The sequence below is a fragment of the Ruegeria sp. CH11 genome, assembly GCF_056537105.1.
The window spans coordinates 142,948-164,768 of the sequence record NZ_JBQFQX010000007.1; the positions used below are offsets into that span (position 1 = coordinate 142,948).

23 protein-coding genes and 1 tRNA gene are annotated in these 21,821 nt (G+C 57.3%); 13 read left to right on the forward strand and 11 right to left on the reverse strand.

Going from position 1 to position 21,821, the window contains the following annotated elements; all coding sequences use genetic code 11:
• Positions 1-20 precede the first annotated feature (20 nt).
• The gene (locus tag ACR0LX_RS13055) at positions 21-473 is read right to left on the reverse strand and encodes an Lrp/AsnC family transcriptional regulator (protein ID WP_480571272.1); all 453 of its coding nucleotides are present in this window, start codon (positions 471-473) and stop codon (positions 21-23) included.
• A gap of 73 nt (positions 474-546) precedes the next feature.
• Between ACR0LX_RS13055 and ACR0LX_RS13060 the strand changes: the two genes are divergently transcribed.
• Complete coding sequence (locus tag ACR0LX_RS13060; RefSeq protein WP_480784086.1) at positions 547-1,143, forward strand: LysE family translocator; 597 nt, start codon at positions 547-549, stop codon at positions 1,141-1,143.
• 1 nt (position 1,144) lies between these two features.
• On the opposite strand, the gene ACR0LX_RS13065 is transcribed toward ACR0LX_RS13060, so the two are convergent.
• Positions 1,145-1,978, reverse strand: coding sequence for an AraC family transcriptional regulator (locus tag ACR0LX_RS13065; protein ID WP_480784087.1), 834 nt, complete (start codon positions 1,976-1,978; stop codon positions 1,145-1,147).
• Between the two features lie 121 nt (positions 1,979-2,099).
• Here ACR0LX_RS13065 and ACR0LX_RS13070 point away from each other — a divergent pair, with 121 nt between their 5' ends.
• A complete protein-coding gene (locus ACR0LX_RS13070) occupies positions 2,100-3,062 on the forward strand; it encodes an acetyl-CoA carboxylase carboxyltransferase subunit alpha (RefSeq protein ID WP_480784088.1) in 963 nt (320 codons plus the stop codon).
• Between the two features lie 4 nt (positions 3,063-3,066).
• On the opposite strand, the gene ACR0LX_RS13075 is transcribed toward ACR0LX_RS13070, so the two are convergent.
• From ACR0LX_RS13075 to ACR0LX_RS13085, 3 genes are all read right to left on the reverse strand, one after another.
• Complete coding sequence (locus tag ACR0LX_RS13075; protein WP_480784089.1) at positions 3,067-4,197, reverse strand: lytic murein transglycosylase; 1,131 nt, start codon at positions 4,195-4,197, stop codon at positions 3,067-3,069.
• 113 nt (positions 4,198-4,310) lie between these two features.
• Entirely contained in the window at positions 4,311-4,958 is a 648-nt protein-coding gene (locus tag ACR0LX_RS13080) for a GntR family transcriptional regulator (RefSeq protein WP_480571287.1), read from the reverse strand.
• 30 nt (positions 4,959-4,988) lie between these two features.
• Positions 4,989-5,684, reverse strand: a complete 696-nt coding sequence (locus tag ACR0LX_RS13085; RefSeq protein WP_480784090.1) for a M48 family metallopeptidase — start codon at positions 5,682-5,684, stop codon at positions 4,989-4,991.
• Between the two features lie 100 nt (positions 5,685-5,784).
• Between ACR0LX_RS13085 and ACR0LX_RS13090 the strand changes: the two genes are divergently transcribed.
• The 3 genes from ACR0LX_RS13090 to ACR0LX_RS13100 all read left to right on the forward strand — a co-directional run bounded on the left by ACR0LX_RS13090 (position 5,785) and on the right by ACR0LX_RS13100 (position 6,873).
• A complete protein-coding gene (locus ACR0LX_RS13090) occupies positions 5,785-6,108 on the forward strand; it encodes a TIGR02300 family protein (RefSeq protein WP_480571293.1) in 324 nt (107 codons plus the stop codon).
• Between the two features lie 146 nt (positions 6,109-6,254).
• Positions 6,255-6,330: transfer RNA gene (locus ACR0LX_RS13095), tRNA-Ala, on the forward strand.
• A 240-nt stretch (positions 6,331-6,570) separates the two neighbouring features.
• Positions 6,571-6,873 carry an SH3 domain-containing protein gene (locus tag ACR0LX_RS13100; protein ID WP_480784091.1) on the forward strand — a complete coding sequence of 101 codons (303 nt, stop codon included), beginning with the start codon at positions 6,571-6,573 and terminating at the stop codon, positions 6,871-6,873.
• A gap of 169 nt (positions 6,874-7,042) precedes the next feature.
• Here the strand turns inward: ACR0LX_RS13100 and ACR0LX_RS13105 are convergent, their stop codons facing one another.
• Genes ACR0LX_RS13105 through ACR0LX_RS13120 form a run of 4 tightly spaced genes read right to left on the reverse strand, consistent with a single transcriptional unit; the run spans position 7,043 to position 11,221 of the window.
• The gene (locus tag ACR0LX_RS13105; protein ID WP_480784092.1) at positions 7,043-8,566 is read right to left on the reverse strand and encodes a UxaA family hydrolase; all 1,524 of its coding nucleotides are present in this window, start codon (positions 8,564-8,566) and stop codon (positions 7,043-7,045) included.
• 1 nt (position 8,567) lies between these two features.
• Positions 8,568-9,398: an amidohydrolase family protein gene (locus ACR0LX_RS13110; RefSeq protein WP_480784093.1), complete on the reverse strand. Its 831-nt coding sequence runs from the start codon at positions 9,396-9,398 to the stop codon at positions 8,568-8,570.
• A 3-nt stretch (positions 9,399-9,401) separates the two neighbouring features.
• The gene (locus ACR0LX_RS13115; RefSeq protein WP_480784094.1) at positions 9,402-10,424 is read right to left on the reverse strand and encodes an aldo/keto reductase; all 1,023 of its coding nucleotides are present in this window, start codon (positions 10,422-10,424) and stop codon (positions 9,402-9,404) included.
• Positions 10,421-11,221: an IclR family transcriptional regulator gene (locus tag ACR0LX_RS13120; protein WP_480784095.1), complete on the reverse strand. Its 801-nt coding sequence runs from the start codon at positions 11,219-11,221 to the stop codon at positions 10,421-10,423. The genes ACR0LX_RS13115 and ACR0LX_RS13120 overlap by 4 nt, the downstream gene beginning before the upstream one ends.
• A gap of 152 nt (positions 11,222-11,373) precedes the next feature.
• Between ACR0LX_RS13120 and ACR0LX_RS13125 the strand changes: the two genes are divergently transcribed.
• The 6 genes from ACR0LX_RS13125 to ACR0LX_RS13150 all read left to right on the forward strand — a co-directional run bounded on the left by ACR0LX_RS13125 (position 11,374) and on the right by ACR0LX_RS13150 (position 17,084).
• Positions 11,374-12,693 carry an extracellular solute-binding protein gene (locus tag ACR0LX_RS13125; protein ID WP_480784096.1) on the forward strand — a complete coding sequence of 440 codons (1,320 nt, stop codon included), beginning with the start codon at positions 11,374-11,376 and terminating at the stop codon, positions 12,691-12,693.
• Between the two features lie 85 nt (positions 12,694-12,778).
• Positions 12,779-13,672 (forward strand): carbohydrate ABC transporter permease, encoded by an 894-nt coding sequence (locus ACR0LX_RS13130; protein ID WP_480784097.1) that lies wholly within the window; start codon positions 12,779-12,781, stop codon positions 13,670-13,672.
• 4 nt (positions 13,673-13,676) lie between these two features.
• Positions 13,677-14,540 carry a carbohydrate ABC transporter permease gene (locus tag ACR0LX_RS13135; RefSeq protein ID WP_480784098.1) on the forward strand — a complete coding sequence of 288 codons (864 nt, stop codon included), beginning with the start codon at positions 13,677-13,679 and terminating at the stop codon, positions 14,538-14,540.
• A 3-nt stretch (positions 14,541-14,543) separates the two neighbouring features.
• The gene (locus ACR0LX_RS13140) at positions 14,544-15,641 is read left to right on the forward strand and encodes an ABC transporter ATP-binding protein (RefSeq protein ID WP_480784099.1); all 1,098 of its coding nucleotides are present in this window, start codon (positions 14,544-14,546) and stop codon (positions 15,639-15,641) included.
• A gap of 1 nt (position 15,642) precedes the next feature.
• Positions 15,643-16,755 (forward strand): mandelate racemase/muconate lactonizing enzyme family protein, encoded by a 1,113-nt coding sequence (locus tag ACR0LX_RS13145; RefSeq protein WP_480784100.1) that lies wholly within the window; start codon positions 15,643-15,645, stop codon positions 16,753-16,755.
• Entirely contained in the window at positions 16,755-17,084 is a 330-nt protein-coding gene (locus tag ACR0LX_RS13150) for an L-rhamnose mutarotase (RefSeq protein ID WP_480784101.1), read from the forward strand. The genes ACR0LX_RS13145 and ACR0LX_RS13150 overlap by 1 nt, the downstream gene beginning before the upstream one ends.
• 114 nt (positions 17,085-17,198) lie before the next feature.
• Here the strand turns inward: ACR0LX_RS13150 and ACR0LX_RS13155 are convergent, their stop codons facing one another.
• Both ACR0LX_RS13155 and ACR0LX_RS13160 read right to left on the reverse strand, forming a co-directional pair.
• Complete coding sequence (locus ACR0LX_RS13155) at positions 17,199-18,446, reverse strand: MFS transporter (RefSeq protein ID WP_480784102.1); 1,248 nt, start codon at positions 18,444-18,446, stop codon at positions 17,199-17,201.
• Positions 18,447-18,751: 305 nt separating this feature from the next.
• A complete protein-coding gene (locus ACR0LX_RS13160) occupies positions 18,752-19,405 on the reverse strand; it encodes a GntR family transcriptional regulator (protein WP_480571331.1) in 654 nt (217 codons plus the stop codon).
• A gap of 208 nt (positions 19,406-19,613) precedes the next feature.
• Between ACR0LX_RS13160 and ACR0LX_RS13165 the strand changes: the two genes are divergently transcribed.
• Positions 19,614-20,696: a Gfo/Idh/MocA family protein gene (locus tag ACR0LX_RS13165; RefSeq protein WP_480784103.1), complete on the forward strand. Its 1,083-nt coding sequence runs from the start codon at positions 19,614-19,616 to the stop codon at positions 20,694-20,696.
• A gap of 101 nt (positions 20,697-20,797) precedes the next feature.
• Positions 20,798-21,808, forward strand: coding sequence for a TRAP transporter substrate-binding protein DctP (gene dctP / locus ACR0LX_RS13170; protein WP_480571337.1), 1,011 nt, complete (start codon positions 20,798-20,800; stop codon positions 21,806-21,808).
• The last annotated feature ends 13 nt before the right edge of the window (positions 21,809-21,821 follow it).

Genomic DNA, 21,821 nt, shown 5'->3' on the forward strand with positions numbered 1-21,821 from the left:
GCGCGACAGGGCCTCTGACGTCAACCTCGCATGTCCTTGGGGGATCCCATCACCACATAAGAGGTAATCGAGGTGACGTGCGGCAGCGTTCCCAGAACCTCGGTGTGAAACGTCTTATAGGATGGCAGGTCGGCGCATTCCACGCGCAGCAGGTATTCGATGGTGCCGGTGATGTTATGGCATTCGACCACCTCGGGCGATTGTTGCAAAGCGCGCTCGAAACCCTCTTGCGCTGCCTTGGTATGTTCGCCCAGACCAACGCCGATATAGGCAACAAAGCCAACGCCCATCGCGGTTGGGTTCAGAACCGCGCGATACCCCGAAATCACGCCGGCGCGCTCAAGTTCCTGAACCCGGCGCAGACAGGCCGACGGGGACAGACCGATGCGATCCGCAAGGTCCAGATTGCTGATCCGCCCATCGCGGGACAATTCCTGCAATATTTGTTGGTTTATCTTGTCAATCTTCGCCATAGGTTGCGAAAATACTCATACCTTGCACGAAAACGCAATTTCATTTGGTAGGATTGATGCAATTGTTTCAATCATGACCTACGAGATCCTCATCGCCCTGATCATGTTTGCCTTCGTGTCATCGATCACGCCGGGGCCGAACAACCTGATGCTGATGGCGTCTGGCGCGAATTTCGGGTTTCGCCGAACAGTTCCCCATATGCTGGGGATCGGGCTGGGGTTTACCTTTATGGTGCTGCTGGTCGGGGCCGGGCTGGTTCAGGTCTTCGACCGATTTCCGGTGAGCTATACGATCCTCAAGGTCCTTTCGGTTCTGTACCTGCTGTATCTCGCGTGGAAGATCGCGCATGCCGCCCCGGCTGAGGGGCGCGACGTTGAAGGATCGCCAATGACGTTCTTGCAGGCTGCCGCGTTCCAGTGGGTGAATCCCAAAGCCTGGGCGATGGCGCTGACGGCAACCACCGCCTACACGCCCGATCATACGCTGAGTGCCATCGTGGTTGTGGCGCTGGTGTTTGGTGCGGTGAATCTGCCCTCGGTCAGCACATGGACCATTCTGGGGCAGCAAATGGCACGGATCCTGACGAACCCGCGCCGATTGGTCATTTTCAACTGGACCATGGCCGCGTTGCTTGTCGCGTCGCTTTACCCGGTTCTCTGGCCGAACTGAACTATTTCAACGGCAGGCAAATCTCGGTCAACAGATCGTCGGGCGCGGTGTCGCGGGGGTCGTTGAGGTAGACTTCATAACATGGCTGATCCGCTGGCTCTTCGCCGGACGACGGAAGCCAGTTGCCGAACAGGCTGTGATAGGCCGCCGCAAGCCCGGAATAGGGACCTTTGAAGGTCAGAACCGCAGTCTTCCCACCTGGAATGTTCAGGCTTTCCATCCCTTCGGGAGTCGCGTCGCCGCGAAACTCTGCGCCAGCATAGCTGCGCAAGTCCTGCTCGGGCACGTCGTCCGGGCTGTCGAGATACAAGCCGATCACAGGGCCGAGTTGCGGCCACAACTGACGGGATTCACATAGCACCCCGAAGGCTTCAAAGCTCTTGCCGATCTCGGCATAAGCGCCTTTGTGGGGCAGGGCGATGACCTGGCGTGGCGGTTCGGTGCGTGTTGTCACGGGATGCATTGGATATTCTCCGGTTTTGAAATGTGGATTGGCTGGCAGAAACTGCCCCTCCTTTCGAAAACAGGCGGGGCTTCTGCCGTAGGCCTCGGTAAAGGCCCGCGCAAAAGAATTGAGGTTGGGATAACCAATGTCGGTCGCGACTTTTGCCACCGGCTTGTCCGACTGGACCAGCCAACAGGCGGCGCGATGCAACCTGATCCGACGAACGGCCTGCGCGCAGGTCTCGCCAGTAATGGCGCGAAACACGCGGTGCCAGTGGAACCGCGACATCGCCGCCACATCCGCCAGCGCATCCAGCGACAGATCCCCTGCGGGATGGTCGTGGATATAAGACAAAACCCGCAGGATGCGGTCTTCGTAGCTGGTGGTCATCGGCTCTCTACCTTTTCTTCGCCTGATGGTGGTCGCATATTCGGCGTCCACAAATCTTGCTGAGTTGCATCCCGGGCAACCACAGGTCATATAGCAGGGAACTTCCGCGTTGAGAGGCGTCATGACCCAGTATCTGGATTTCGAAAAACCACTGGCCGAGATCGAAGGCAAGGCCGAGGAATTGCGCGCGCTGGCTCGCGCCAATGAAGAGATGGACGTGACCGAAGAGGCCGCCGCGCTGGACGCCAAAGCCGCCAAGCTGCTGGACGAACTGTATGCAGACCTGACCCCCTGGCGGAAATGTCAGGTCGCGCGTCATCCCGAACGGCCCCATTGCCAGGACTATGTCAAAGAGCTGTTCACCGAGTTCACTCCGCTGGCGGGGGATCGAAACTTTGCCGACGATCTGGCCGTAATCGGCGGCTTGGCCCGTTTCAACGATCAGCCGGTTATGGTGATCGGCCACGAAAAGGGATCGGACACCAAATCGCGGATCGAGCGTAACTTTGGCATGGCCCGTCCCGAGGGCTATCGCAAGGCCGTGCGCCTGATGGAAATGGCGGGTCGCTTTGGTCTGCCCGTGATCACCCTGATCGATACGGCAGGTGCTTATCCCGGCAAAGGCGCCGAAGAGCGTGGCCAGTCCGAGGCGATCGCCCGCTCGACCGAGATGTGCCTGAAGATCGGCGTGCCGCTGGTTTCGGTGATCATCGGTGAAGGTGGTTCGGGCGGGGCCGTTGCCTTTGCCACAGCCAACCGTGTCGCGATGCTTGAGCATTCGGTTTATTCGGTTATCTCGCCCGAAGGCTGCGCCTCGATCCTGTGGAAAGATGCGGAGAAAATGCGCGAAGCGGCCGAGGCATTGCGTCTGACCGCGCAGGACCTGCACAAGCTAGGGGTTTGCGATCACATCATCGCCGAACCCAAGGGCGGTGCCCATCGCGATCGCCCGGCTGCTGTCGAAGCTGTCCGCGATGCGATTGCCGCAATGCTGAAAGAGCTTGATGGCAAGGACCCGGCGGCCCTGATCAAGGACCGCCGCCAGAAATTCCTCGACATCGGCACCAAAGGTCTGGCGGCGTAAGCCGTCAGCCTCCGAGCCTGCGCAACAATTCGACCGAGGGTTTGCCGGTGACCGGCAGCCCGTTTGCACTTTGGTAGGCGCTGATCGCCGCCTCTGAGTTCTTGCCGATCACACCATCCGCACCCTGCGTGTCGTAACCGGCCGAGGTCAGGCGGCGTTGCAGTTCTTTGCGATCTTCAAGTGTCAGCCCGGTCTCATCCGGTCCGAACGAGGCTTGAAACGGCGGACCGCCTGCAATCCGGTCGGCAAGATGGCCAACTCCGATCGCGTAGCTGTCTGAGTTGTTATAGCGCTTGATGACCTGAAAGTTGCGAAACACCGCGATGCGAGGGCCGGGGGTTTGCGGTTGCAATACTGCGACCGGGGTTCCCGAGACCGTGCCGACCTCGCCCCCCCAAGGTTGCCCCCGGACCCAACCCGCGCGCGACAGGTATGCAGCTGTCGAGGCCAGCGAATCCGCTGGATCCTCGGACCAGATATCGCGTCGACCGTCGCCAGTGAAATCTACTGCGTAAGCGAGGTACGAGGTCGGAATGAACTGGGTGTGCCCCATTGCGCCAGCCCAGCTGCCGGTCATGTTGGCAGGTGTCGTGTCGCCTTCCTGAATGATCTTCAGCGCAGCAACCAACTGCTTTTCGAAAAAGGCACCGCGTCGGCCATCATAGGCCAATGTGGATGTTGCCGAGATGACCGGCACGTCCCCGCGCCGCGCGCCATAGCGGCTTTCCAGCCCCCAGACGGCCACGACGATTTCTTTGTCGACTCCGTATTTGGCTTCGATCTGCGTCAGGGTTCCGTTGTGCTTTTGCAGCATTTGCTTGCCGGTGCTGATGCGTTCATCCGAGGCCGCGATGGCAAGATAATCCTCAAGCGAGCGCTTGAACTCGACCTGATTGCGGTCCCGTTCGATCACCCCCGGCAAATACCCGGCACCCTGAAATGCGCGGTTGATTGTCGCCTGCGATATGCCCTGAGACGCCGCTCGCCCCTTGAAATTGGCCACCCAGGCATCCCAACCGGCGTTGGGGGCTGGGCGCATCCGCGAGGCGGGCGCTTTGGTCGGCGCGGTGCCACCAGAACAAGCGGCAAGAAGGGTTGTCCCGAGTCCTAAGGAAAAGGTCCGTCGATCAATCATGGCTGAAAACTGCTCTTGTTTGTGATTTGCATCAAGACTACCGCAGTCGATCCACGCAAACCAGCAATACGGGCAGCGGAAGAGCAAAGAACGCGACGTGGGCGATAAGCCGCTCAGCTGACAAGCAGGCGCAACCCCTGGGTGACGTCCGAACGCACCGCCAGCCGCAAGCCAGGCTCATCACCCGCCTTCAGGGCCGCGATGATCAGCTTGTGATAGTGCGGCGGTTCCGTGCGGCGCAAGCGCCCGTAAAGGGCGCGCATCGTGGGCCCCAACTGCAACCAGACGGTTTCCGCAATCGCCAGCATTGCCGGGGCCTGTGCGCGCAGATAGAGCGTACGGTGGAACTCGAGATTGGTTCGGATATAGCCCACGGCGTCGCGTTTGGTGACCATCTCGGCGACCGCCATATTGATGCTCTGCAAGCGGTCGATCAGTGCAATATGCGCGCGCGGTAGGGCGCGGCTGGCCAGTTCCACTTCGATCAGCGCCCGAAGCGCGGCCAGTTCTTCGATCCGGTCGTTGGTAAGCTCGGGTGTCGAGACGCGGCCCGACGACGAAAGCGTCAACGCACCCTCAGCCGCCAAACGGCGCACCGCCTCACGCGCAGGGGTCATGGAAACGTCGAATTCTGCGCCGATGCCGCGCAGGGTCAGCGCCTGACCCGGCGCGATTTCACCATGCAGAATGCGGGAACGCAGGGCACGGTACACCCTGTCATGCGTGGCTGTCTGAGATTCTGCGGGGCGGGCGCTCAACATGCGTTTATGTGATCACAAAATTCAGTGACGTCAACCGGCCCCGGCGTCAAAGCGATAGCGATGCAGTTCGACCCCATGATCCCGCAACCAGCGGCGCGGTTCCTTGTAGGGGCCGAAAATCCGTTCGACCTGCGCCCAAAACGCGGGTGAGTGGTTCATTTCCGCCAGATGCGCCACCTCATGCGCGGCCACGTAATGCAACACTTCGGATGGGGCGAGGATCAGGCGCCAAGAAAACATCAGCCCTCCGGCGGAACTGCACGATCCCCAGCGGGATCGGGTATCACGCAATGTCAGTGTCGTGTAAGGGCGCCCCAGCATCGAAGCATAGTCATCGCATGCGCCAGTCAGACGATCCCGGGCCATCTCTTTCAGGAATCGCGCCAGCCGTCGCGCCTCGGATCCGGTTGGCACGCCAATCTCATCGGGCCGCAGAACCACTCGACGCCCGGGTTCGGGTACGATTCGGCGGGGAACCCCTTCGACAGGCAGGGTCTGTCCAAATTGAACGGTGGCGGGATCGGGTCGTTCCTGCAGATGTTGTCGAATCCAATCCTCTTTCTGATGGGCGAACTTCAAGGCCTCGGTTTCGGCAATCCCCTGCGGGTAGGTCAGCGTAACCCGCCCATCCAACTGGGAAATCCGCAGACTGATACGCCGCGCCCGCGCAGATTTTCGCAGCGTCAGCGGAACTGGGGGCTTTCCTGGCAAGTCGTGTCGCCCCATGGCGTGTGCTCCTCGGCGTAAAGGCTTTGACAGTGCCTGCCGCATATGGCAGGTGACCTGAATCATTGATGAGATTCACCTGATATCAAGGGGATTTGATATGCCCAAGGAAGAATGGGGCGTAAAACGCGTTTGCCCGACAACAGGCAAACGGTTCTACGACTTGAACAAGGACCCGATCGTCAGCCCCTACACGGGCGAGATCGTCGAACTGGACACCGGCAAAAGCCGGATGATTGCCGCCGACGCCGAGGATGCGGCATCGGTCAAGGCGCGCGAGGCGTCGTCGGATGAAGATATCGTTCTGGACGATGACGACAACGTCGATGTCGAGCTGGACGACGATCTGCTGGACGATGACGACGACAACGAAAACGTCTCGTTGGATGATATCAAGGACATGTCGTCTGACGAAGATTCCTGATCGGCGAAAGAGGCGGCGCAGGCCGCCTCAGCTGTTTTGCTTCGGATAAAAAGCGGCAGAAACTTTTTGCCCGAACGCGTTTTTAGACTTGCGCTTGGAAGCGCCGTCTCATAAACGTCCGTCCACCGCAATAGCGGTACCATGATGGGGCCTTAGCTCAGTTGGGAGAGCGCTTGCATGGCATGCAAGAGGTCAGGGGTTCGACTCCCCTAGGCTCCACCAAATCTTCTCCGATCCGTACCCTGAAGTTACTTTCTTTCCACCGAAGAAGCGCTGTTTGGATTCGTGCCCACTTGTTTTCGACACCCTTGAAGACAAAGGAACCCCGTATCAAACCGTTTTAACTGTTTGGTATGCTGCTTCAACGACAGAACAAGAAGCGCGTATTCTTGTTGGAAAGTGGTTCCGCCGGATGCTCTGAACCGCTACGAATGCTGTTGAGGCAACAAGCAGGTCAATGTGATGCGAAAAACAATATTCTTATTCTTGGCGGTATTATTTCAGCTTGCCATTGTCGAAGCGGGATCGGCAGCGGCTGCTTCGCTTGGACGGTACGAGGTCTTTGGGGTCGAAGATGGCGACATGCTGAAGTTGCGAGCAGGACCCGGAATTGGTTTCAACGTGATCGTCGGCCTTCCAAACGGAACCGCCCTGCGCGTTCACAGTTGCGAGCAGACCGGAGGCACCCGCTGGTGCCGCGTGTCCTTGCAGCGCGCGCGCGGACTAAAGGGATATGTCTCCTGGGCGTATTTGCGAAAAGTCTGAATCGACTGAGTTTGAGCTCAGGACCCAAAGGCAGAGCAGGCGTTTCTTGGTGTGGCGAGATCCAAATTCTGACTGCTTGCTCTATGGGCTCGAGCAATGCTCCGAGTGCGTTGGTGGGATATCTCGTTCGGTTTTGAATGCGACGGCTGTTGGCCGCGTAGCGCGACATTCACATTGTCGCGCCGATTTGCCAGGGTACGAACTCGACCCCGCCAAAGCCCAGGTCTTCGCTTTTGGTCGGCGCGCCTGAGGCGACGCGGATCATCAGCTCAAGCAACTCAGCGCCCTTGTCCTGAATCGAAACACCATCGGTGATGATGTCGCCGCAGTTCAGGTCCATATCATCGGACATGCGACCATACATCTCAGAATTTGTCGCCAGCTTGATGCACGGCGTCGGCTGGTAGCCCGAGACCGACCCGCGACCGGTGGTGAAGACGATCAGGTTCGCCCCCGAGGCGACCTGCCCGGTGACCGAGCAGGGGTCATAGCCAGGGCTATCCATAAATACCAACCCGGACCGCTCGATTTGCTCGGCATAAAGATAGACGCCACTCAGCGGGGCCGACCCGCTTTTTGCCACTGCGCCCAATGACTTTTCAAGGATTGTGGTCAACCCGCCGCGTTTGTTGCCGGGGCTGGGGTTGTTGTCCATCTCACCGCCGTTGCGGGCGGTATAGTCCTCCCACCATTTGATCCTTTCGATCAGGCGTTCGCCAATTTCTTTTGTTTCGGCGCGGTGGGTCAACAAGTGTTCAGCGCCGTAAACCTCAGAGGTTTCCGACAGAATGGTCGTGCCGCCCAGGCGAACCAGCAGGTCCGAAGCGTATCCGAGTGCCGGGTTTGCGGTGATACCCGAATACCCATCCGAGCCACCACATTGCATCCCCACGGTCAGCGCGCTGACGGGCGCTGGTTGGCGCGCCGCCTGATTGGCCAACGCAACGATGCCTTCCAGCTCCACAAGACCTTTTTCGATGGTCTTTCGCGTTCCCCCCTGATGTTGGATTGTCATATAGCGCAGCGCGCCATCCGCTCGGATTGGACGACCACCAACCAGATCGGCGAGTTGCATGACTTCGCACCCCAGTCCGACCAGAAGAATGCCCCCAAAGTTCGGGTGCTGCGCATAACCGGTCAAGGTACGGTGCAGGGTGGCATAGCCTTCGTCCTTGCCGGACATGCCGCAGCCGGTTCCGTGCACGATTGGGACGATCCCGTCGACATTCGGGTAGTCATCCAGCATTCCCGATTTCTCTGCTGCTTCGGCAATAAACCGGGCAACAGACCCGGAACAATTCACCGAGGTCAATATGCCGATGTAATTGCGTGTTCCGATGCGTCCGTCGGCCCGGTGAAAGCCTTCAAAGGTTCTGCCTGTGTCCAACCGGGGCAATGGGTGGGATTTGCTGGCAAATCCATAATCCTGCTGATGCGCGCCCATGCCCAGATTGTGGGAATGCACATGATCGCCGGGTGCGATGTCGCGGGTGGCCTGTCCTATGATCTGGCCATAACGCAGGACGTTGTCACCTTTTGCGATGGCGGCAATGGCAATCTTGTGGCCGCGCGCGACCGCAGAGTTGAGCGTAATCCCCGAGTTTTCGGGGCGCGCGCCGCTTTCCAGATCGGTCAATGCGACAATCACGTTGTCGTAGGCGCTTAGTTTGATGGTCTGAGGCGCATTGGACATGTCAGTCTCGCAACTTATAGGCGCGGGCCGCGTTGTCACCAAGGACGGCGGTGCGGTCCGTTGGGGTTAGGCCTGCCAGCAGTTCGTCAGTGACCGCGACCCATCGCTCATAGCCGCTGGCCAGAGTGCAGACGGGCCAATCGCTGCCCCAAACCAATCGGTCCGGTCCGAACGTTGTAAGCAGATGATCGACATATGGGCGCAACGTGTCCGTCGACCAGTCTGGGTTGGCTTCGGTCACCAGGCCCGACAGTTTGCAAAATGCACCGGTGTCGTCGGCCAGTGCTGTCATGTCTGCGGCCCATTCATCGATCAGACCGTTGCGGATGGCAGGTTTCGAACCGTGATCGATCACAACGCGCATTTCAGGGTGCCGTGACAACAACTTGTGCAGGTTCTTCAGGTGCTGCGGCAACGTCAGGGCATCGAATGTCAGGTCGCGCGCAATCAGAGCCTCGAACACGGGTTTCAGTTCGGTCGACAACATCCAATCTGGGTCGGCAATGTCCTGAATCAGCGGCCGCAATCCGACAAAGGCGTCGTGTTTCAAATAGCGATCAATATCCGCTATGGCCTCTGGGTTCTCGAAATTGACCCAACCCACCACGCCTTTGATAAAGTCGTGCTGATCGGCAAGCGTCAGCAGGAATTCGGTCTCTGCCACAGTGGGGGCTGCCTGCACCAGGACTGTCCCATCAATTCCGGACTGATTTAACAAAGGCATCAGGTCGTCGGGAAGGAAGTCCCGGTAAATGTCGGTCAGCTCTGGTGACAGCCAGCCATAATCGCCTCGGGCCAGTGCCCAGAAATGCTGATGAGCGTCAATGCGCATAAGTCAAACCTCTTGAAACGGGTTGGCGTCCGGCAGTGGTGCTTCGGGGTGTAGAAGCCCTTCGGTCTGCAGCATGTGCCAGAAATCCAGCGGGATGTCGGTTGCCGTCCAATCCAGCGTCTGCTGCAACTCGGACCGGCTGCGCAGACCCGGAATGACCGAGATCACCTGCGGGTGGGCCAGGGGGAACTGGAGCGCGGCGGCAGGCAGCGGGATACCATGGCGGGTGGCGCAATCGGACAGGGCGCGGACACGGTCAACGACATCCGCCGGAGCGGCACCATAATTCCAGGTGTCGCCGCCAACCAGAATACCAGAGTTGTAAGGGCCGCCGATGATGATTGAAGTTCCGGCAGCAGCACATTCGGGAAACAGATCCCCAAGCGGTGCCTGTTCCAGCAATGTATAGCGGCCTGCCAGCAGGAACAGATCCCAATCGCCGATTTTCAAAGCTTCTCGGCAGATTTCAACCTCGTTCACGCCCAGCCCGATTGCCTTGACGTCACCTGATCTGCGCAGCTCTTCCAATGCCCGGTAGCCGCTGGTTCTCAGCGCGTCAAAATGGCGGAGGTTTTCGACGCCGTGAGTCATATGCCCGATATCGTGAACCAGCAGAATATCGATCCGATCCAAGCCAAGACGCTTTTGGCTGTCCTGATACGAACGCATGATGCCATCGTAGGAATAGTCGTAGACCGGATGAAACGGGAACGGATCAGGCCAGCCCATTGCCGCCGGATCGCCGGGCAGACCTGGCTGCAACAGCCTACCGACCTTGGTCGACAGGATATAGTCCTGCCCGCGCAGCAGATTGCCTGTCATGTGTTCCGAACGGCCAAACCCATAAAACGGCGCAGTGTCGTAGAACCGGTATCCGACCTCGAGCGTCTGCTGCAGCATGGCTTGCGTTTCCACAGCGTCATTGGCCTGTAGTAACCCGCCAAGAGGTGCTCCACCGAAGCCCAGAACCGGCAGCGACAGCGCTCCGTTGGCCAATTTGCTCGTTGGAAAGCGGTTGACCGTCATGGGACAGCGCCCTCGTCATCCAGAGTTCCGCCCTGGAAATAGGCGGTCAGTTCGTCTGCCAGATGGCGATAGGCGTGCTCGGTCTCTTCCAGATTAGCTGTGCGCATGGCGTCTACACGTTCCAGGAACGGGCAGCTGAGAACCGCGACGATTTCACCGGATGGATGAAAGATCGGAAAGCTGAGATTGGTAACGCCAAGCGTGGTTTCCGACTTGGCCTTGTAATATCCGATCTCGCGGATTTGCTGCAGTTCTTTTCGAAACAAAGGCTCGTCAAATTCCGGCTCGCCGACCGCCGGAGTATGCGTGGCGATCAGTTGCTGCAACTCTTCCTCACTGCGAAAGGCTGCAAGCACACGCCCGGTGCCGGTGTTGCACAGGCCGATGACCGATCCGGTTCGAATGGCCAGCCCCCAGTTTCCGGGACTTTCCACGGACGAGACGATGACAATGGCGCCTCCGGCTTCCATCCCCAGATGGCACGACTGCCAGACCGTGCGCGAGGCGCGCCGCATCTTGGGTGTCGCCACTTCCAGCAGGCGGTTGATCGGTGAATAGCGTTGCGCTGTCGAGAACAGTTTGAGGCTCAGTGAATAGCGATCACCGCTCGTGCGCGAGACATAGCCGCGCCGAACCAGTGTCGACAGCATCCGGTAGATCTCGCTTTGTGAACGGTCCAGCGCGCGCGCGATTTCGCTTTGTGACATCTCATCGTGGCTGTCCGACAACAGTTCGATGATATCGAGACCCTTTTCCAGCGCAGGCGCGCGATATTTGGTTTCGGGGTCATTGGGCATTGCGATGTCCTGTCTGCGTTGTTGCCCCGTGTTTTATCGGCCCGGCGCGCGGGCAGTCAAGGATTGATTTAAAAACAAATAAATGTTTTATAAATGAATATCCATGAGGAGCCGGGCAACAGATTGCTGCGCCTGGTAAGGGAGGAAGAACTATGAAAAACAGTGTTTTCAGAGCGTTGGCCGCATGCACCGCGCTTGTTTCTGTCGCCGAATCGGCTTCGGCCGAGGACTACGGCAGCTTTCCGGGGGTCACGATCGACGCCAAATTGATCGGTGGTCAGCAGTATGAGGGTCTCTACGGCCGCATCGCGGATTGGGAGGCGGCGACCGGAGGCAAAGTCAACATCATCTCCAAGAAAAGCCATTTCGAGATTGATAAGGAAATCAAATCGGACATGGCGGCGGGCACCACATCTTGGTGCGTCGGTTCCAATCATTCGTCTTTCGCGCCGCAATATGAGGGGCTGTATATCGATCTGACTGACCATGTTCCGGTCGAAGAAGTCGCAGAGTTCGTCGGTGGCAACATCAACGCTTCGACCGTAAATGGTGAATTGTTAATGCTCCCACGTGCGCAATTCGACGTTTCGGTACTGTATTATCTGAAATCAAACTATGAGGACGAGGAAAAGGCCAAGGCGTTTGAGGCTGAATATGGCTATCCGCTGGCTGTTCCGGAAACCTGGGACCAGTTCAAAGATCAAGCGATTTTCTTTGCTGATCCACCAAATTTCTATGGCACGCAATACGCAGGCAAGGACGAAGCCATCGTTGGCCGCTTCTACGAAATGCTTGTGGCTGAAGGCGGACAGTATCTGAGTGACGATCTGCGCCCGGCCTTCAACTCAGACGCAGGCCAGCGGGCATTGCAATGGTTTGTGGACCTCTACAATGCCAAAGCGGTCCCGGCAGGTACGCTCAGCTATGTCTGGGACGATCTGGGGCAGGGGTTCGCCTCGGGTACGGTTGCGCTGAACCTAGATTGGCCGGGTTGGGCCGGGTTCTTCAATGATCCGGAATCCTCGAAGGCGGCTGGTAACGTGGGTGTCGCGGTGCAACCGATGGGAAGTGTGACGCGCACCGGCTGGTCCGGTCACCATGGCTTCTCGGTCACTTCGGATTGCGAAAACCAGGACGCCGCTGTATCGCTGGTTCGGTTCCTGACCAGCGAAGAAAGCCAGTTGGCCGAAAGCGCAGGTGGCTCGCTGCCGACGCGGTCTGCGGTATGGGAGGCAAATGTCGCCGCGGCGCAAAGCGGGGATGACCCGTTCCGCGCCGAGGCTCTGGCAGCCTTTGCCAAAGGTGCCGAATATGCATTTGCGGTTCCTCCAATCGCCGAATGGGGCGAAAGCACTAACATCGTATTCCCTGAGCTGCAGGCCGCGATCGTCGGCGACAAAAGCGTTGAGGAGGCTCTCAACGACGCAGCAGCCGGTGTAGACGAAATGATGCAGGACGCGGGTCACTACTAAGGCCACTCCCCCGGGGGCCGGGAGGCTATGTTTTAGCCTTTCGGCCCTGACCGACTCCTACATGGTACTGTAAGAAGGACTTGCCATGCGCCGCCGCTTGCCCGAGTGGTTTCTATTGCTGTTGCCGGCGTTCATCGTGATCGCTGCGGTGGTTCTGATCCCGCTTCTGTTTTCGCTCTATTCCAGCTTTACCCCCTACAAGCTGACGCGTCCTTCCACGTTGTGGACATGGATCGGCACCCGAAACTACGAACGCATTTTGCAGGATTGGAACTTCTGGGCCGCCTTTGGCCGGACAGTTCTTGTTCTCACGATTGCGCTGAACATGGAAATGCTGCTGGGTCTCGGGATTGCACTGATGGTCAACAAAATCACGTGGGGCCAGCGTACGTTGCGGACCATCCTGATGTTCCCGATGATGTTCTCGCCCATATTGGTCGGCTTTCAGTTCAAGTTCATTTTCAATGACAATGTCGGGTTCGTGAACAACGTGCTGCAATCCACAGGCCTTTCCGACGCTGCGTTGCCCTGGCTGGTCGATGGCAAATTGGCGCTGTTTTCGATCCTGTTTGCCGAGATCTGGATGAGCACGTCGGTCTTCGCCATCCTCATTCTCGCGGGCCTGTTCGCTATGCCGCGCGACCCGCTAGAGGCCGCCAAGGTCGATGGCTGCACCCCTTGGCAAAGCTTTCGCCACATCACGCTTCCGTTCCTTATGCCCTTTATTTTCATCGCGATGACCATCCGGTCGCTGGATGTGGCAAGGGCTTACGACATCGTTCAAATCATGACCGGTGGTGGACCTGCGCGCCGGACCGAGCTGATCTGGACGCTGATGGCGCGTACTGGGTATGTCGACGCCAAGATGGGGCTGGCCAACGCCATGGGATATGTCTCGATTCTGCTGTCGATCGCGTTCACCGTGTACTTTTTCAAAAAGCTCAGCGCTGCGCGCGCGCAGCTTGGCATGACAGGGTAAGGCCATGGATCGGAACAAAACCCATCGCGCGCGCCGCCGCTTTCTGAAATCCCTGCATTTCCTGGCGCTGTTCCTGACCATGGCGGTGATCTGCGTCCCCGGATTGTGGATCGTTCTGAACTCGTTTCGGCCAACGGTCGAGATCATGGCCAAACCACCCGTCTGGAACCCCAGCTTCACCCTGGACCATTACCGGGCAATGTTTGGCGGCGCAGGTGAAGGTGGCGTACCGGTCTTTTCCTATCTGTGGAATTCGATTGTCGTATCCGTAACCTCGACTGTCATTGCCATCCTGATTGGAATGTCGGGCGGCTATGCCTTTGCGCGCTACCGGTTCAAAGGCAAAGCCGGGTATTTCGTTGGCCTGATGTTGTTTCGTGCGGTGCCGGGTGTAGCGCTATCGCTACCGCTGTTCATCGTATTCGCCCGCCTTGGCGTTATCGACACACATTTCGGTCTGATACTGGCCTATGTGGCAATGAACGTCCCATTTACCATCTGGCTGACCGATGGCTTCTTCCGCCAAATTCCGAAAGAGCTTCACGAGGCGGCCGAGATTGATGGCTGTACCCGCTGGCAGGCGTTCTGGCGTGTCGAATTTCCGGTGGCGCGTTCGGGCGTCGCCTCGGCCGCGATCTTTGCTTTCCTGACATCGTGGAACGAATTTGCGCTTGCGTCGCAGCTGACCCGCTCGGTCGGATCCAAGACCATGCCGGTGGGCCTGCTGGATTTCACTGCAGAGTTCACAATCAATTGGGGCGGCATGTGCGCCCTGGCAGTCTTGATGATCCTGCCCGCCCTGATCCTGACCTTCATCGTACAGAAACACTTGATTGCCGGCCTCACTTTTGGCGGCGTCAAAGGATAGATCATGACCGAAGTAACTCTGAACAACGTTATCAAACGCTATGGCTCTCATCAGGCGGTGCACGGCATCAACCTCGAAATCGCAGATGGCGAATTTGTGGTGCTGGTCGGCCCATCAGGGTGTGGTAAATCCACGACATTGCGCATGATCGCTGGCCTTGAAGACATCACGAATGGCGAAGTGGCGATCGGGGGCCGTGTGGTCAACGACTTGCCCCCGCGCGAGCGCAATATCTCGATGGTGTTCCAAAACTATGCGCTCTACCCGCATATGGATGTGCGCGAGAATCTGGGGTTTTCACTGAAGATCGCAAAGCGACCGCAAGCCGAAATAGACCAGGCGGTAAATGAAGCCGCTGGTATATTGGGGCTGGAAGAGCTGATGGACCGTAAACCGGCGGAACTGTCCGGCGGTCAGCGGCAGCGCGTGGCGATGGGTCGTGCGATCGTACGGCACCCCGATGTGTTCCTGTTCGATGAACCGCTTTCAAATCTGGACGCCAAGCTGCGTACCCAGATGCGCGTCGAGATCAAAAAACTGCACCAGAAAGTCGGCAACACGATTGTCTACGTCACACATGACCAGGTCGAGGCGATGACGTTGGCGGATCGCATCGTTCTGATGCAGGACGGGCATATCGTTCAGGTTGGCACACCGCTTGAGCTGTTCAATGCACCGGTCAATACCTTCGTTGCGACCTTCATTGGTTCTCCGCCAATGAATCTGGTCGATGGTGAGGTGACTGAAACGGGTATGATCCGCCTGACCGACGGGCAGGAAATCACGGTGCCCCCAGCCGCGCGTGCCGATGTCAGGCCCGGTCAAAGGGTGCATCTGGGTTTTCGTGCAGACAACCTCAGCCCGGTCGGGCACGGAGTGTCCGAAAACAGCGAGGCGGCCGAGATTGATCTGACCGTGAACCTGTCCGAGCCTCTTGGCACCGAAACACTGCTGTTTGCCGAACTGGCGGGAACCGAAGTGCAGGGGAAGATGTTGAACCCCCGTCCGGTTTCACCCGGCGAGCAGATGACATTTCGCCTGACGCTGGACAAGGCGCATGTCTTTGATGCCGCGTCCACCCACGCAATCCGGAGCAATTGACATGGCGACAATCACCCGCGTTGAAATCAAAATGATCGATCTGCTGCCCAAGATTACCCGCACAGATGCGATCCAGAGCTTTGTCAGTCAGGAAACCCCGATTGTCATCATCCATGACAGTGATGGCGCGGTTGGCACCGGCTATAGCTACACCATCGGAACGGGAGGGCCGGCTGTTGTGTCGCTGCTGGAACGGACCCTGGCACCGGCTTTGATAGGCAAGGACCCCTCTCGACACGAACAGATCTGGCGCGATTTGCTGTTTCTAACCCATGCAACGGCCGTGGGGGCGATCACCTCTTTGGCGTTGGCGGCGATCGACACCGCGATCTGGGATCTGAACTGCCGAAAGAACGATCAGTCCTTGTGGAAGGCCGCAGGCGGCGTGCGCGACAGCATGCGCCTTTATACGACCGAAGGCGGTTGGATGTATTTCACCGAAGAACAATTGGTGGAAAACGCGCTAGAGGCCAAAGAAACAGGGTTCAAAGGATCCAAGATCAAGATCGGATCGGAATTCATTGCGCAGGATCGTCGTCGGCTGGCGGCCGTACGCGCTGCAGTGGGCGATGACTACGAGATCATGACCGACGCCAATCAGAGTTATGATTTGTCTCAGGCAATCCGCGCTGCCGCGATGCTGGATGATTTGAACATCGCTTGGTTCGAGGAACCCATGCCCGCCGATGACATAGGTGCGCATGTGGAACTTGCCCGCCACTCGCAGGTGCCGATTGCAGTTGGGGAAAGCATGTATTCGGCCAGCCAGTTCAAAGACTATCTACAGATGGGTGCCGCGTCGATTGTGCAGGTTGACGTGGCGCGGGTCGGGGGGATCACACCCTGGCTCAAGGTCGCGCATATGGCTGAATGTTTCAATGTCGCTGTTTGCCCGCATTTCCTGATGGAGCTTCATCTGCCGCTGATCTGCGCCGTTCCGAACGCGAAATGGCTGGAATTCATCCCGCAGCTGGACAACGTGACCCGCAGCGGGATTCAGGTTGTGGATGGCAAAGGGGTACCGTCGAGTGACCCCGGGCTTGGCATCGATTGGGACTGGGACGCCATTGCACGGATGGAAATGGTTCATCACGATATCCGCGAGGCCGCGTGATGCAACGCATGGGAATGATGATCGGTATCCGGCCCGAAAAGATCGAGGAGTATAAGCGCCTGCACGCGAACGCATGGCCGGATGTGTTGGCACAAATCAGGCGCAGCAACATTCGCAATTACTCGATCTTCCTGCGAGAGCCTGAAAACCTCCTGTTTGGCTATTGGGAATATCATGGCGACGATTTCGAGCGTGACATGGCCGAAATGGCCAAGGACCCAAAAACGCAGGAATGGTGGGCGCTGACCGACCCATGTCAGCAACCTCTGGTGACCCGTAACAAGGGCGACCAATGGTCGATGATGGAACAGGTCTTTTTGATGGAATAGAACGACCGAAAGCTTGCGGCAGTTTGGAAGAAAGAACTCTGAAGTTGCCTGACGCAAACCACCGATACCCTGTATCGGGCTCTATGGACCCAATTCTAGCTGCAATGGCGAAGATCACTTGCCTTTGGTGTCCAGAGCCTGGACGCCCGGGTGTCGGAACAGCTTGGCCATGGCAACAAGCGCCAAGACGCAGCAGATCACAGCGATGACGAACGGCATCTTCAGATTGATCGCCATCAAAGAGCCGCTCAATGATGTAATGGTGCCTGAGCCTAGGGCGTAGATTGCCACCGTCACGCCCATCACCCAACCTTGCTCAGTCGGGCCAACGCTGCCGGAAAACAGCGACAGCATCGTCGGATACATGATTGCGAACGCGATTGTTATCGGAACGATCAACACATACGAAAGATCAGCGACAGGGTTAAGCATAAAGGCCAGTATCCCCAAGCCCATCGCAGCAATAGATACATACAGTATCGGGAACTTTTTGAACCGTTCGTGCAACGGCGCTGTCAGGTAGGCGCTGCCAAAGGCCATGGAACCTCCGAACACGGCCAGAGCCATACTGTTTTGCAACGTCCCAAACCGGAACCGGGTCAGAAGGTAAGTGTCGATAAAAAAGAAAAACGCGTTCAGGCACATGAGCGAGAACAACATGACGATTGAAAGCCTCAGCACGACCGGGTGCGCAAAGACCTTCCACAGGTTCAGGACAACATCCAAAAGCCCAAAGTCGATTTTCTGCGGATTGAAACCGGGCTCTGAAAAGAAGAACAGGATCAGTGCCATGTTGACGAGTATAAGGCCTATCGCAACGTAGAACGGCAGCTCCAGTGAGGCGAATGAACCCATCAGATTTTGGTCGCTCAGCAATCCTGAAATCAACGGGCCGCCCAACAGACCCAACGCTGACGCCGCGACGATCATCCCGAGGTTCTTTGACTTTTCCTGGTCGTCGTGGCTGATGTCGATCAAAGCGGCCTGAGCGATGGGTTGATTGGCGGTCGTAAAACCCGAGATCGCGCGACCCAAAAGCAACAACCAATAGCTGGCCGTCATGATCGCGGCCACGGTCAGAACATAGCCGATCAACGCTCCGGTCAGGCAGATCATGATGCCTTTCTTCCGGCCTATGTAATCCGACACCTTTGCGATGAATGCAGCGCCAAAAAAGTAAAACAGAAAGAAGACGGCGATGAGAACAGTGTAGTCGAACTGTCGAATATGGGCAGGCGTATCATGCGGCAAGAATGTCTGCTGCGGGTCCAGCAAGATAGTGTTGAAAATCGGCAGGATTAGCCCAAAGCCCATCACGTCGATGAACACGACAAGCAACAGTGACAACCGCGAAAGGTTCATAACAACGACCTCAACCAAACCCAATATCATCCAAGCTGAAATGAGCTTGGTGGCAACAACGCAAACAATGGCGACCGCATGGTCACCCAACTGGGCGCCTTGATTTGAACATTACCGGCCCATGCGTTTTGTGTCCAATTTGACGACGTCGCCCGCGCACTGCCGCACCCGTCGACCTGCTCGAAGAAGAGGGTCCATCCGGTGCAGAATGCCCTAAAGCCTAAGCCTCACTTGCGCGGCGCAGCTTTGCTCACAACCCGCATTTCCCGAGCGCAAGGTATCCGGGCTTTTTGCAATAGGTTGGCCTACATTGCCTTCAGGGTATGGGCGAGGCCGTTACGGATGTGATCTTCCAGAAGTTTCTTGGCCGTACCTGCATCTCGGGCCAATGCAGCATCGAACATGCCCTTGTGTTCCTTGACAGCGTCCTCGCCGCGGTAGGTCAGTACAAGCATCTGATAGCGCAGGTACTTATCGTAGATGATCGAGTGCAGAGACAGAAGGTTTCTGGAGTTGCAGGCCGCGATCATGGCCTGATGAAACTCCCAATCGTACCGTTTCCAGGTTTCTTTCTCCGAGTCATCTCCTTTGAGAAGCTGCTGCTCCATCAAGTGCAGTTTGTGGTGCGCGGCGACAAGGTTGCCTTCCCAATCGGTATCGCCGTTTGCAATCGACAGTTCCAATGCGTGGCATTCCAACAGGGCGCGCAGCTCTGCGATCTCGGTCAGATCTTCGCGGGATACCGGCGTGACCAGAAAACCCCGCTGTTCAGGTGCCTCGACGAACCCATCGCTGGCTAGCCTGTTGAGCGTTTCACGAAGTGTCGAGAGACTGGCCGAGTAGCGATCTTTCAGCGCGTCCAGCTTCAGTTTCGAACCGGGCTGCAACTCTCCGAAGATGATATCCCGCTTGATGCGCTGATAGGTGCTGGCACCTATCGTGGACGGCTGTTTCGCCATTCGTTTCACCCGATATTTTTGGTTTCTTCGTTCATTTACCATTTTTAGGGGACATCAGCAATCCAAACTGATGTATGGTAAAAATAAAAATATCATACATTATTGCGGAATCGCAAAAACCCCAATACGGTCGTCACCAAGCAGAGCAGTTTTGCTCATTCGAAAAAATGGGTCCCGGAGAGCACCGGAACCACCGGAAGGAAGCAAAGTGTCAAAGAACTTTCGCGTTGCCATCGTTGGCATTGGCCTTGTTGGACGCCGCCACGCAGATGCAATCCGAGCGTTGCGTCATGTCGACCTGGTCGCAGTTGTTGACCCCAGTGACGAAGGCCGTGCCTATGCCGTTGAGCATGGTGTGGCGTTTTACGAAACGCTTGATGAAATGTTCGCCCAGCAGTCACCGGACGGGGCGGTGCTTGCGACCCCAACGACACTGCATGTCGAGCAGGGCCTTACCTGTATTTGCCACGGTTGCCCTGTTCTTGTTGAAAAACCAATCGCCGTCGAGGCCATTGCGGCGTTGGAACTTGTCCAAGCGGCCGAGAAAGCGAACGTGCCACTCATGGTTGGGCACCATCGGCGGCACAACCCTCTGATCAAGTCGGCGAAGGAAGCCATTGCAGAAGGCAGGATCGGGGATGTTCGTGCAGTCCATGCGAATTGCTGGTTCTACAAACCCGACGGGTATTTTGACGCTGCGCCCTGGCGAAAGAAACCAGGTGCAGGCCCTATTTCAGTTAATCTGGTCCATGACGTTGATCTGCTGCGGCATTTGGCTGGCGAGGTTGTGACCGTCCAAGCACAGTCGGCTGATTCGCAGCGCGGATTTGACAATGAAGATGTTGCCGGGGCGTTATTGACGTTCGAGGGTGGGGCAATCGGGACCATAAGCGTATCCGACAGTATCGTCGCCCCTTGGAGCTGGGAGATGACGTCTCAGGAATATCCGATCTATCCGTCAACAACCGAAAGCAGCTATATGATCGGTGGTTCGCATGGGTCATTGTCCGTCCCCGATCTTCGACTTTGGAGCTATCAAGGACAGCAAAGGGATTGGTGGACACCGATCTCGTCGACAGCGTTGAAGAAGGGGGCGTCGGACCCATTGGTCAACCAACTCCGGCACTTTGTCGAAGTGGCTCGGCACGAAGCAGACCCGATAGTATCCGGTTGGGAGGGTCTGAGGACGCTGCAAGTTATTGAAGCCATTCAAAATTCCTGCCGAACCGGAGAGACGGTCAGGATAAATAGCCTGCAACGAACTCCACCGGCAAAAGCCACAGCAGTATAAAATATCAGATATTTTGCAAAAAATCTTGCAAAATGTCCAAAATAGGTCAAAACTTGGAATCGTCAAAAAGAAGCATCAGTGATGTCTCAGGGAGGAAAAACGTGACTTTCAAACTTACACGCCGGGCTGCTGTATCAGCCCTGGTCGCAACCGGAGTTCTGTTCAGCGCAACAAGTGCAGCACTGGCAGACGACAAAGTGCAACTTCGCCTCGCAACGTCGGGGTCGGAAACCGATCAGCGTTCGGTCGCCATGGCGGAGGTTTTCGCGCCCATGGTTGCCGACTTCGCAAGCTATGAACCCAGCTACAACGGCACCATCTTCGCGCAAGGCACCGAGTTGGACGCGATCAGCCGTGGCAACCTGGAAATGTCGATCACCTCGGCGCAGGAACTGGCGCAGTTCTTCCCCGAGTTTTCGATCTTTACCGCAGGCTATGTCCATCAGGATGCAGCGCATCAGGTCGCTGTTTTCAACGATCCCTTGATGGATGCCTTCAAGCAGAAGGCCGAAGAAGAACTGGGCGTCAAATTGCTGTCGGTCATGTATCTGGGCCGTCGCCAGGTGAACCTGCGCCAGCCCAAGGATGAACTGACGGTTTCGACGCCAGCCGACTTGGATGGCGTGAACCTGCGGATGCCGGGCACCGATGCATGGCAGTTCCTGGGCAAGGCGCTGGGCGCGGCTCCAACACCTATGGCGTTCTCGGAAGTCTATACCGCGCTGTCGACCGGTGCTGTTGACGGTCAGGACAACCCGCTGCCGACAGTCGTGGACGCAAAGTTCTACGAAGTGACCAATCAGATCGTTCTGACGTCTCACCTGGTGGACCTGAACTATATCGCCATCGGCAAAGAAGTTTGGGACAGTCTGACCCCTGAACAGCAAGCCAAGGTTCAGGAAGCTGCAGATGCAGCTGCGGAATCGGGTCGTCAGAAACAGCTTCAAAAAGAAGAAGATCTCGTCAGCTTCCTGAAAGAGCAGGGAATGGAGATTTACGAACCCGATCTCGCAGCGTTCCGCGATCAGGTACAGTCCATGTATCTTGAAAGCGAGTTCGCCGGGGCGTGGCCCGAGGGCGTTCTGGATCAGATCAACGCTCTGGGCAACTAAGCCCGTATTGCAA

What these genes read in the sequence shown, in the direction of transcription:
- ACR0LX_RS13055 (WP_480571272.1), bottom strand. Translation starts at nt 473, where the DNA reads ATGGCGAAGATTGACAAGATAAACCAACAAATATTGCAGGAATTGTCC.
- ACR0LX_RS13060 (WP_480784086.1), top strand. Translation starts at nt 547, where the DNA reads ATGACCTACGAGATCCTCATCGCCCTGATCATGTTTGCCTTCGTGTCA.
- ACR0LX_RS13065 (WP_480784087.1), bottom strand. Translation starts at nt 1,978, where the DNA reads ATGACCACCAGCTACGAAGACCGCATCCTGCGGGTTTTGTCTTATATC.
- ACR0LX_RS13070 (WP_480784088.1), top strand. Translation starts at nt 2,100, where the DNA reads ATGACCCAGTATCTGGATTTCGAAAAACCACTGGCCGAGATCGAAGGC.
- ACR0LX_RS13075 (WP_480784089.1), bottom strand. Translation starts at nt 4,197, where the DNA reads ATGATTGATCGACGGACCTTTTCCTTAGGACTCGGGACAACCCTTCTT.
- ACR0LX_RS13080 (WP_480571287.1), bottom strand. Translation starts at nt 4,958, where the DNA reads ATGTTGAGCGCCCGCCCCGCAGAATCTCAGACAGCCACGCATGACAGG.
- ACR0LX_RS13085 (WP_480784090.1), bottom strand. Translation starts at nt 5,684, where the DNA reads ATGGGGCGACACGACTTGCCAGGAAAGCCCCCAGTTCCGCTGACGCTG.
- ACR0LX_RS13090 (WP_480571293.1), top strand. Translation starts at nt 5,785, where the DNA reads ATGCCCAAGGAAGAATGGGGCGTAAAACGCGTTTGCCCGACAACAGGC.
- ACR0LX_RS13100 (WP_480784091.1), top strand. Translation starts at nt 6,571, where the DNA reads ATGCGAAAAACAATATTCTTATTCTTGGCGGTATTATTTCAGCTTGCC.
- ACR0LX_RS13105 (WP_480784092.1), bottom strand. Translation starts at nt 8,566, where the DNA reads ATGTCCAATGCGCCTCAGACCATCAAACTAAGCGCCTACGACAACGTG.
- ACR0LX_RS13110 (WP_480784093.1), bottom strand. Translation starts at nt 9,398, where the DNA reads ATGCGCATTGACGCTCATCAGCATTTCTGGGCACTGGCCCGAGGCGAT.
- ACR0LX_RS13115 (WP_480784094.1), bottom strand. Translation starts at nt 10,424, where the DNA reads ATGACGGTCAACCGCTTTCCAACGAGCAAATTGGCCAACGGAGCGCTG.
- ACR0LX_RS13120 (WP_480784095.1), bottom strand. Translation starts at nt 11,221, where the DNA reads ATGCCCAATGACCCCGAAACCAAATATCGCGCGCCTGCGCTGGAAAAG.
- ACR0LX_RS13125 (WP_480784096.1), top strand. Translation starts at nt 11,374, where the DNA reads ATGAAAAACAGTGTTTTCAGAGCGTTGGCCGCATGCACCGCGCTTGTT.
- ACR0LX_RS13130 (WP_480784097.1), top strand. Translation starts at nt 12,779, where the DNA reads ATGCGCCGCCGCTTGCCCGAGTGGTTTCTATTGCTGTTGCCGGCGTTC.
- ACR0LX_RS13135 (WP_480784098.1), top strand. Translation starts at nt 13,677, where the DNA reads ATGGATCGGAACAAAACCCATCGCGCGCGCCGCCGCTTTCTGAAATCC.
- ACR0LX_RS13140 (WP_480784099.1), top strand. Translation starts at nt 14,544, where the DNA reads ATGACCGAAGTAACTCTGAACAACGTTATCAAACGCTATGGCTCTCAT.
- ACR0LX_RS13145 (WP_480784100.1), top strand. Translation starts at nt 15,643, where the DNA reads ATGGCGACAATCACCCGCGTTGAAATCAAAATGATCGATCTGCTGCCC.
- ACR0LX_RS13150 (WP_480784101.1), top strand. Translation starts at nt 16,755, where the DNA reads ATGCAACGCATGGGAATGATGATCGGTATCCGGCCCGAAAAGATCGAG.
- ACR0LX_RS13155 (WP_480784102.1), bottom strand. Translation starts at nt 18,446, where the DNA reads ATGAACCTTTCGCGGTTGTCACTGTTGCTTGTCGTGTTCATCGACGTG.
- ACR0LX_RS13160 (WP_480571331.1), bottom strand. Translation starts at nt 19,405, where the DNA reads ATGGCGAAACAGCCGTCCACGATAGGTGCCAGCACCTATCAGCGCATC.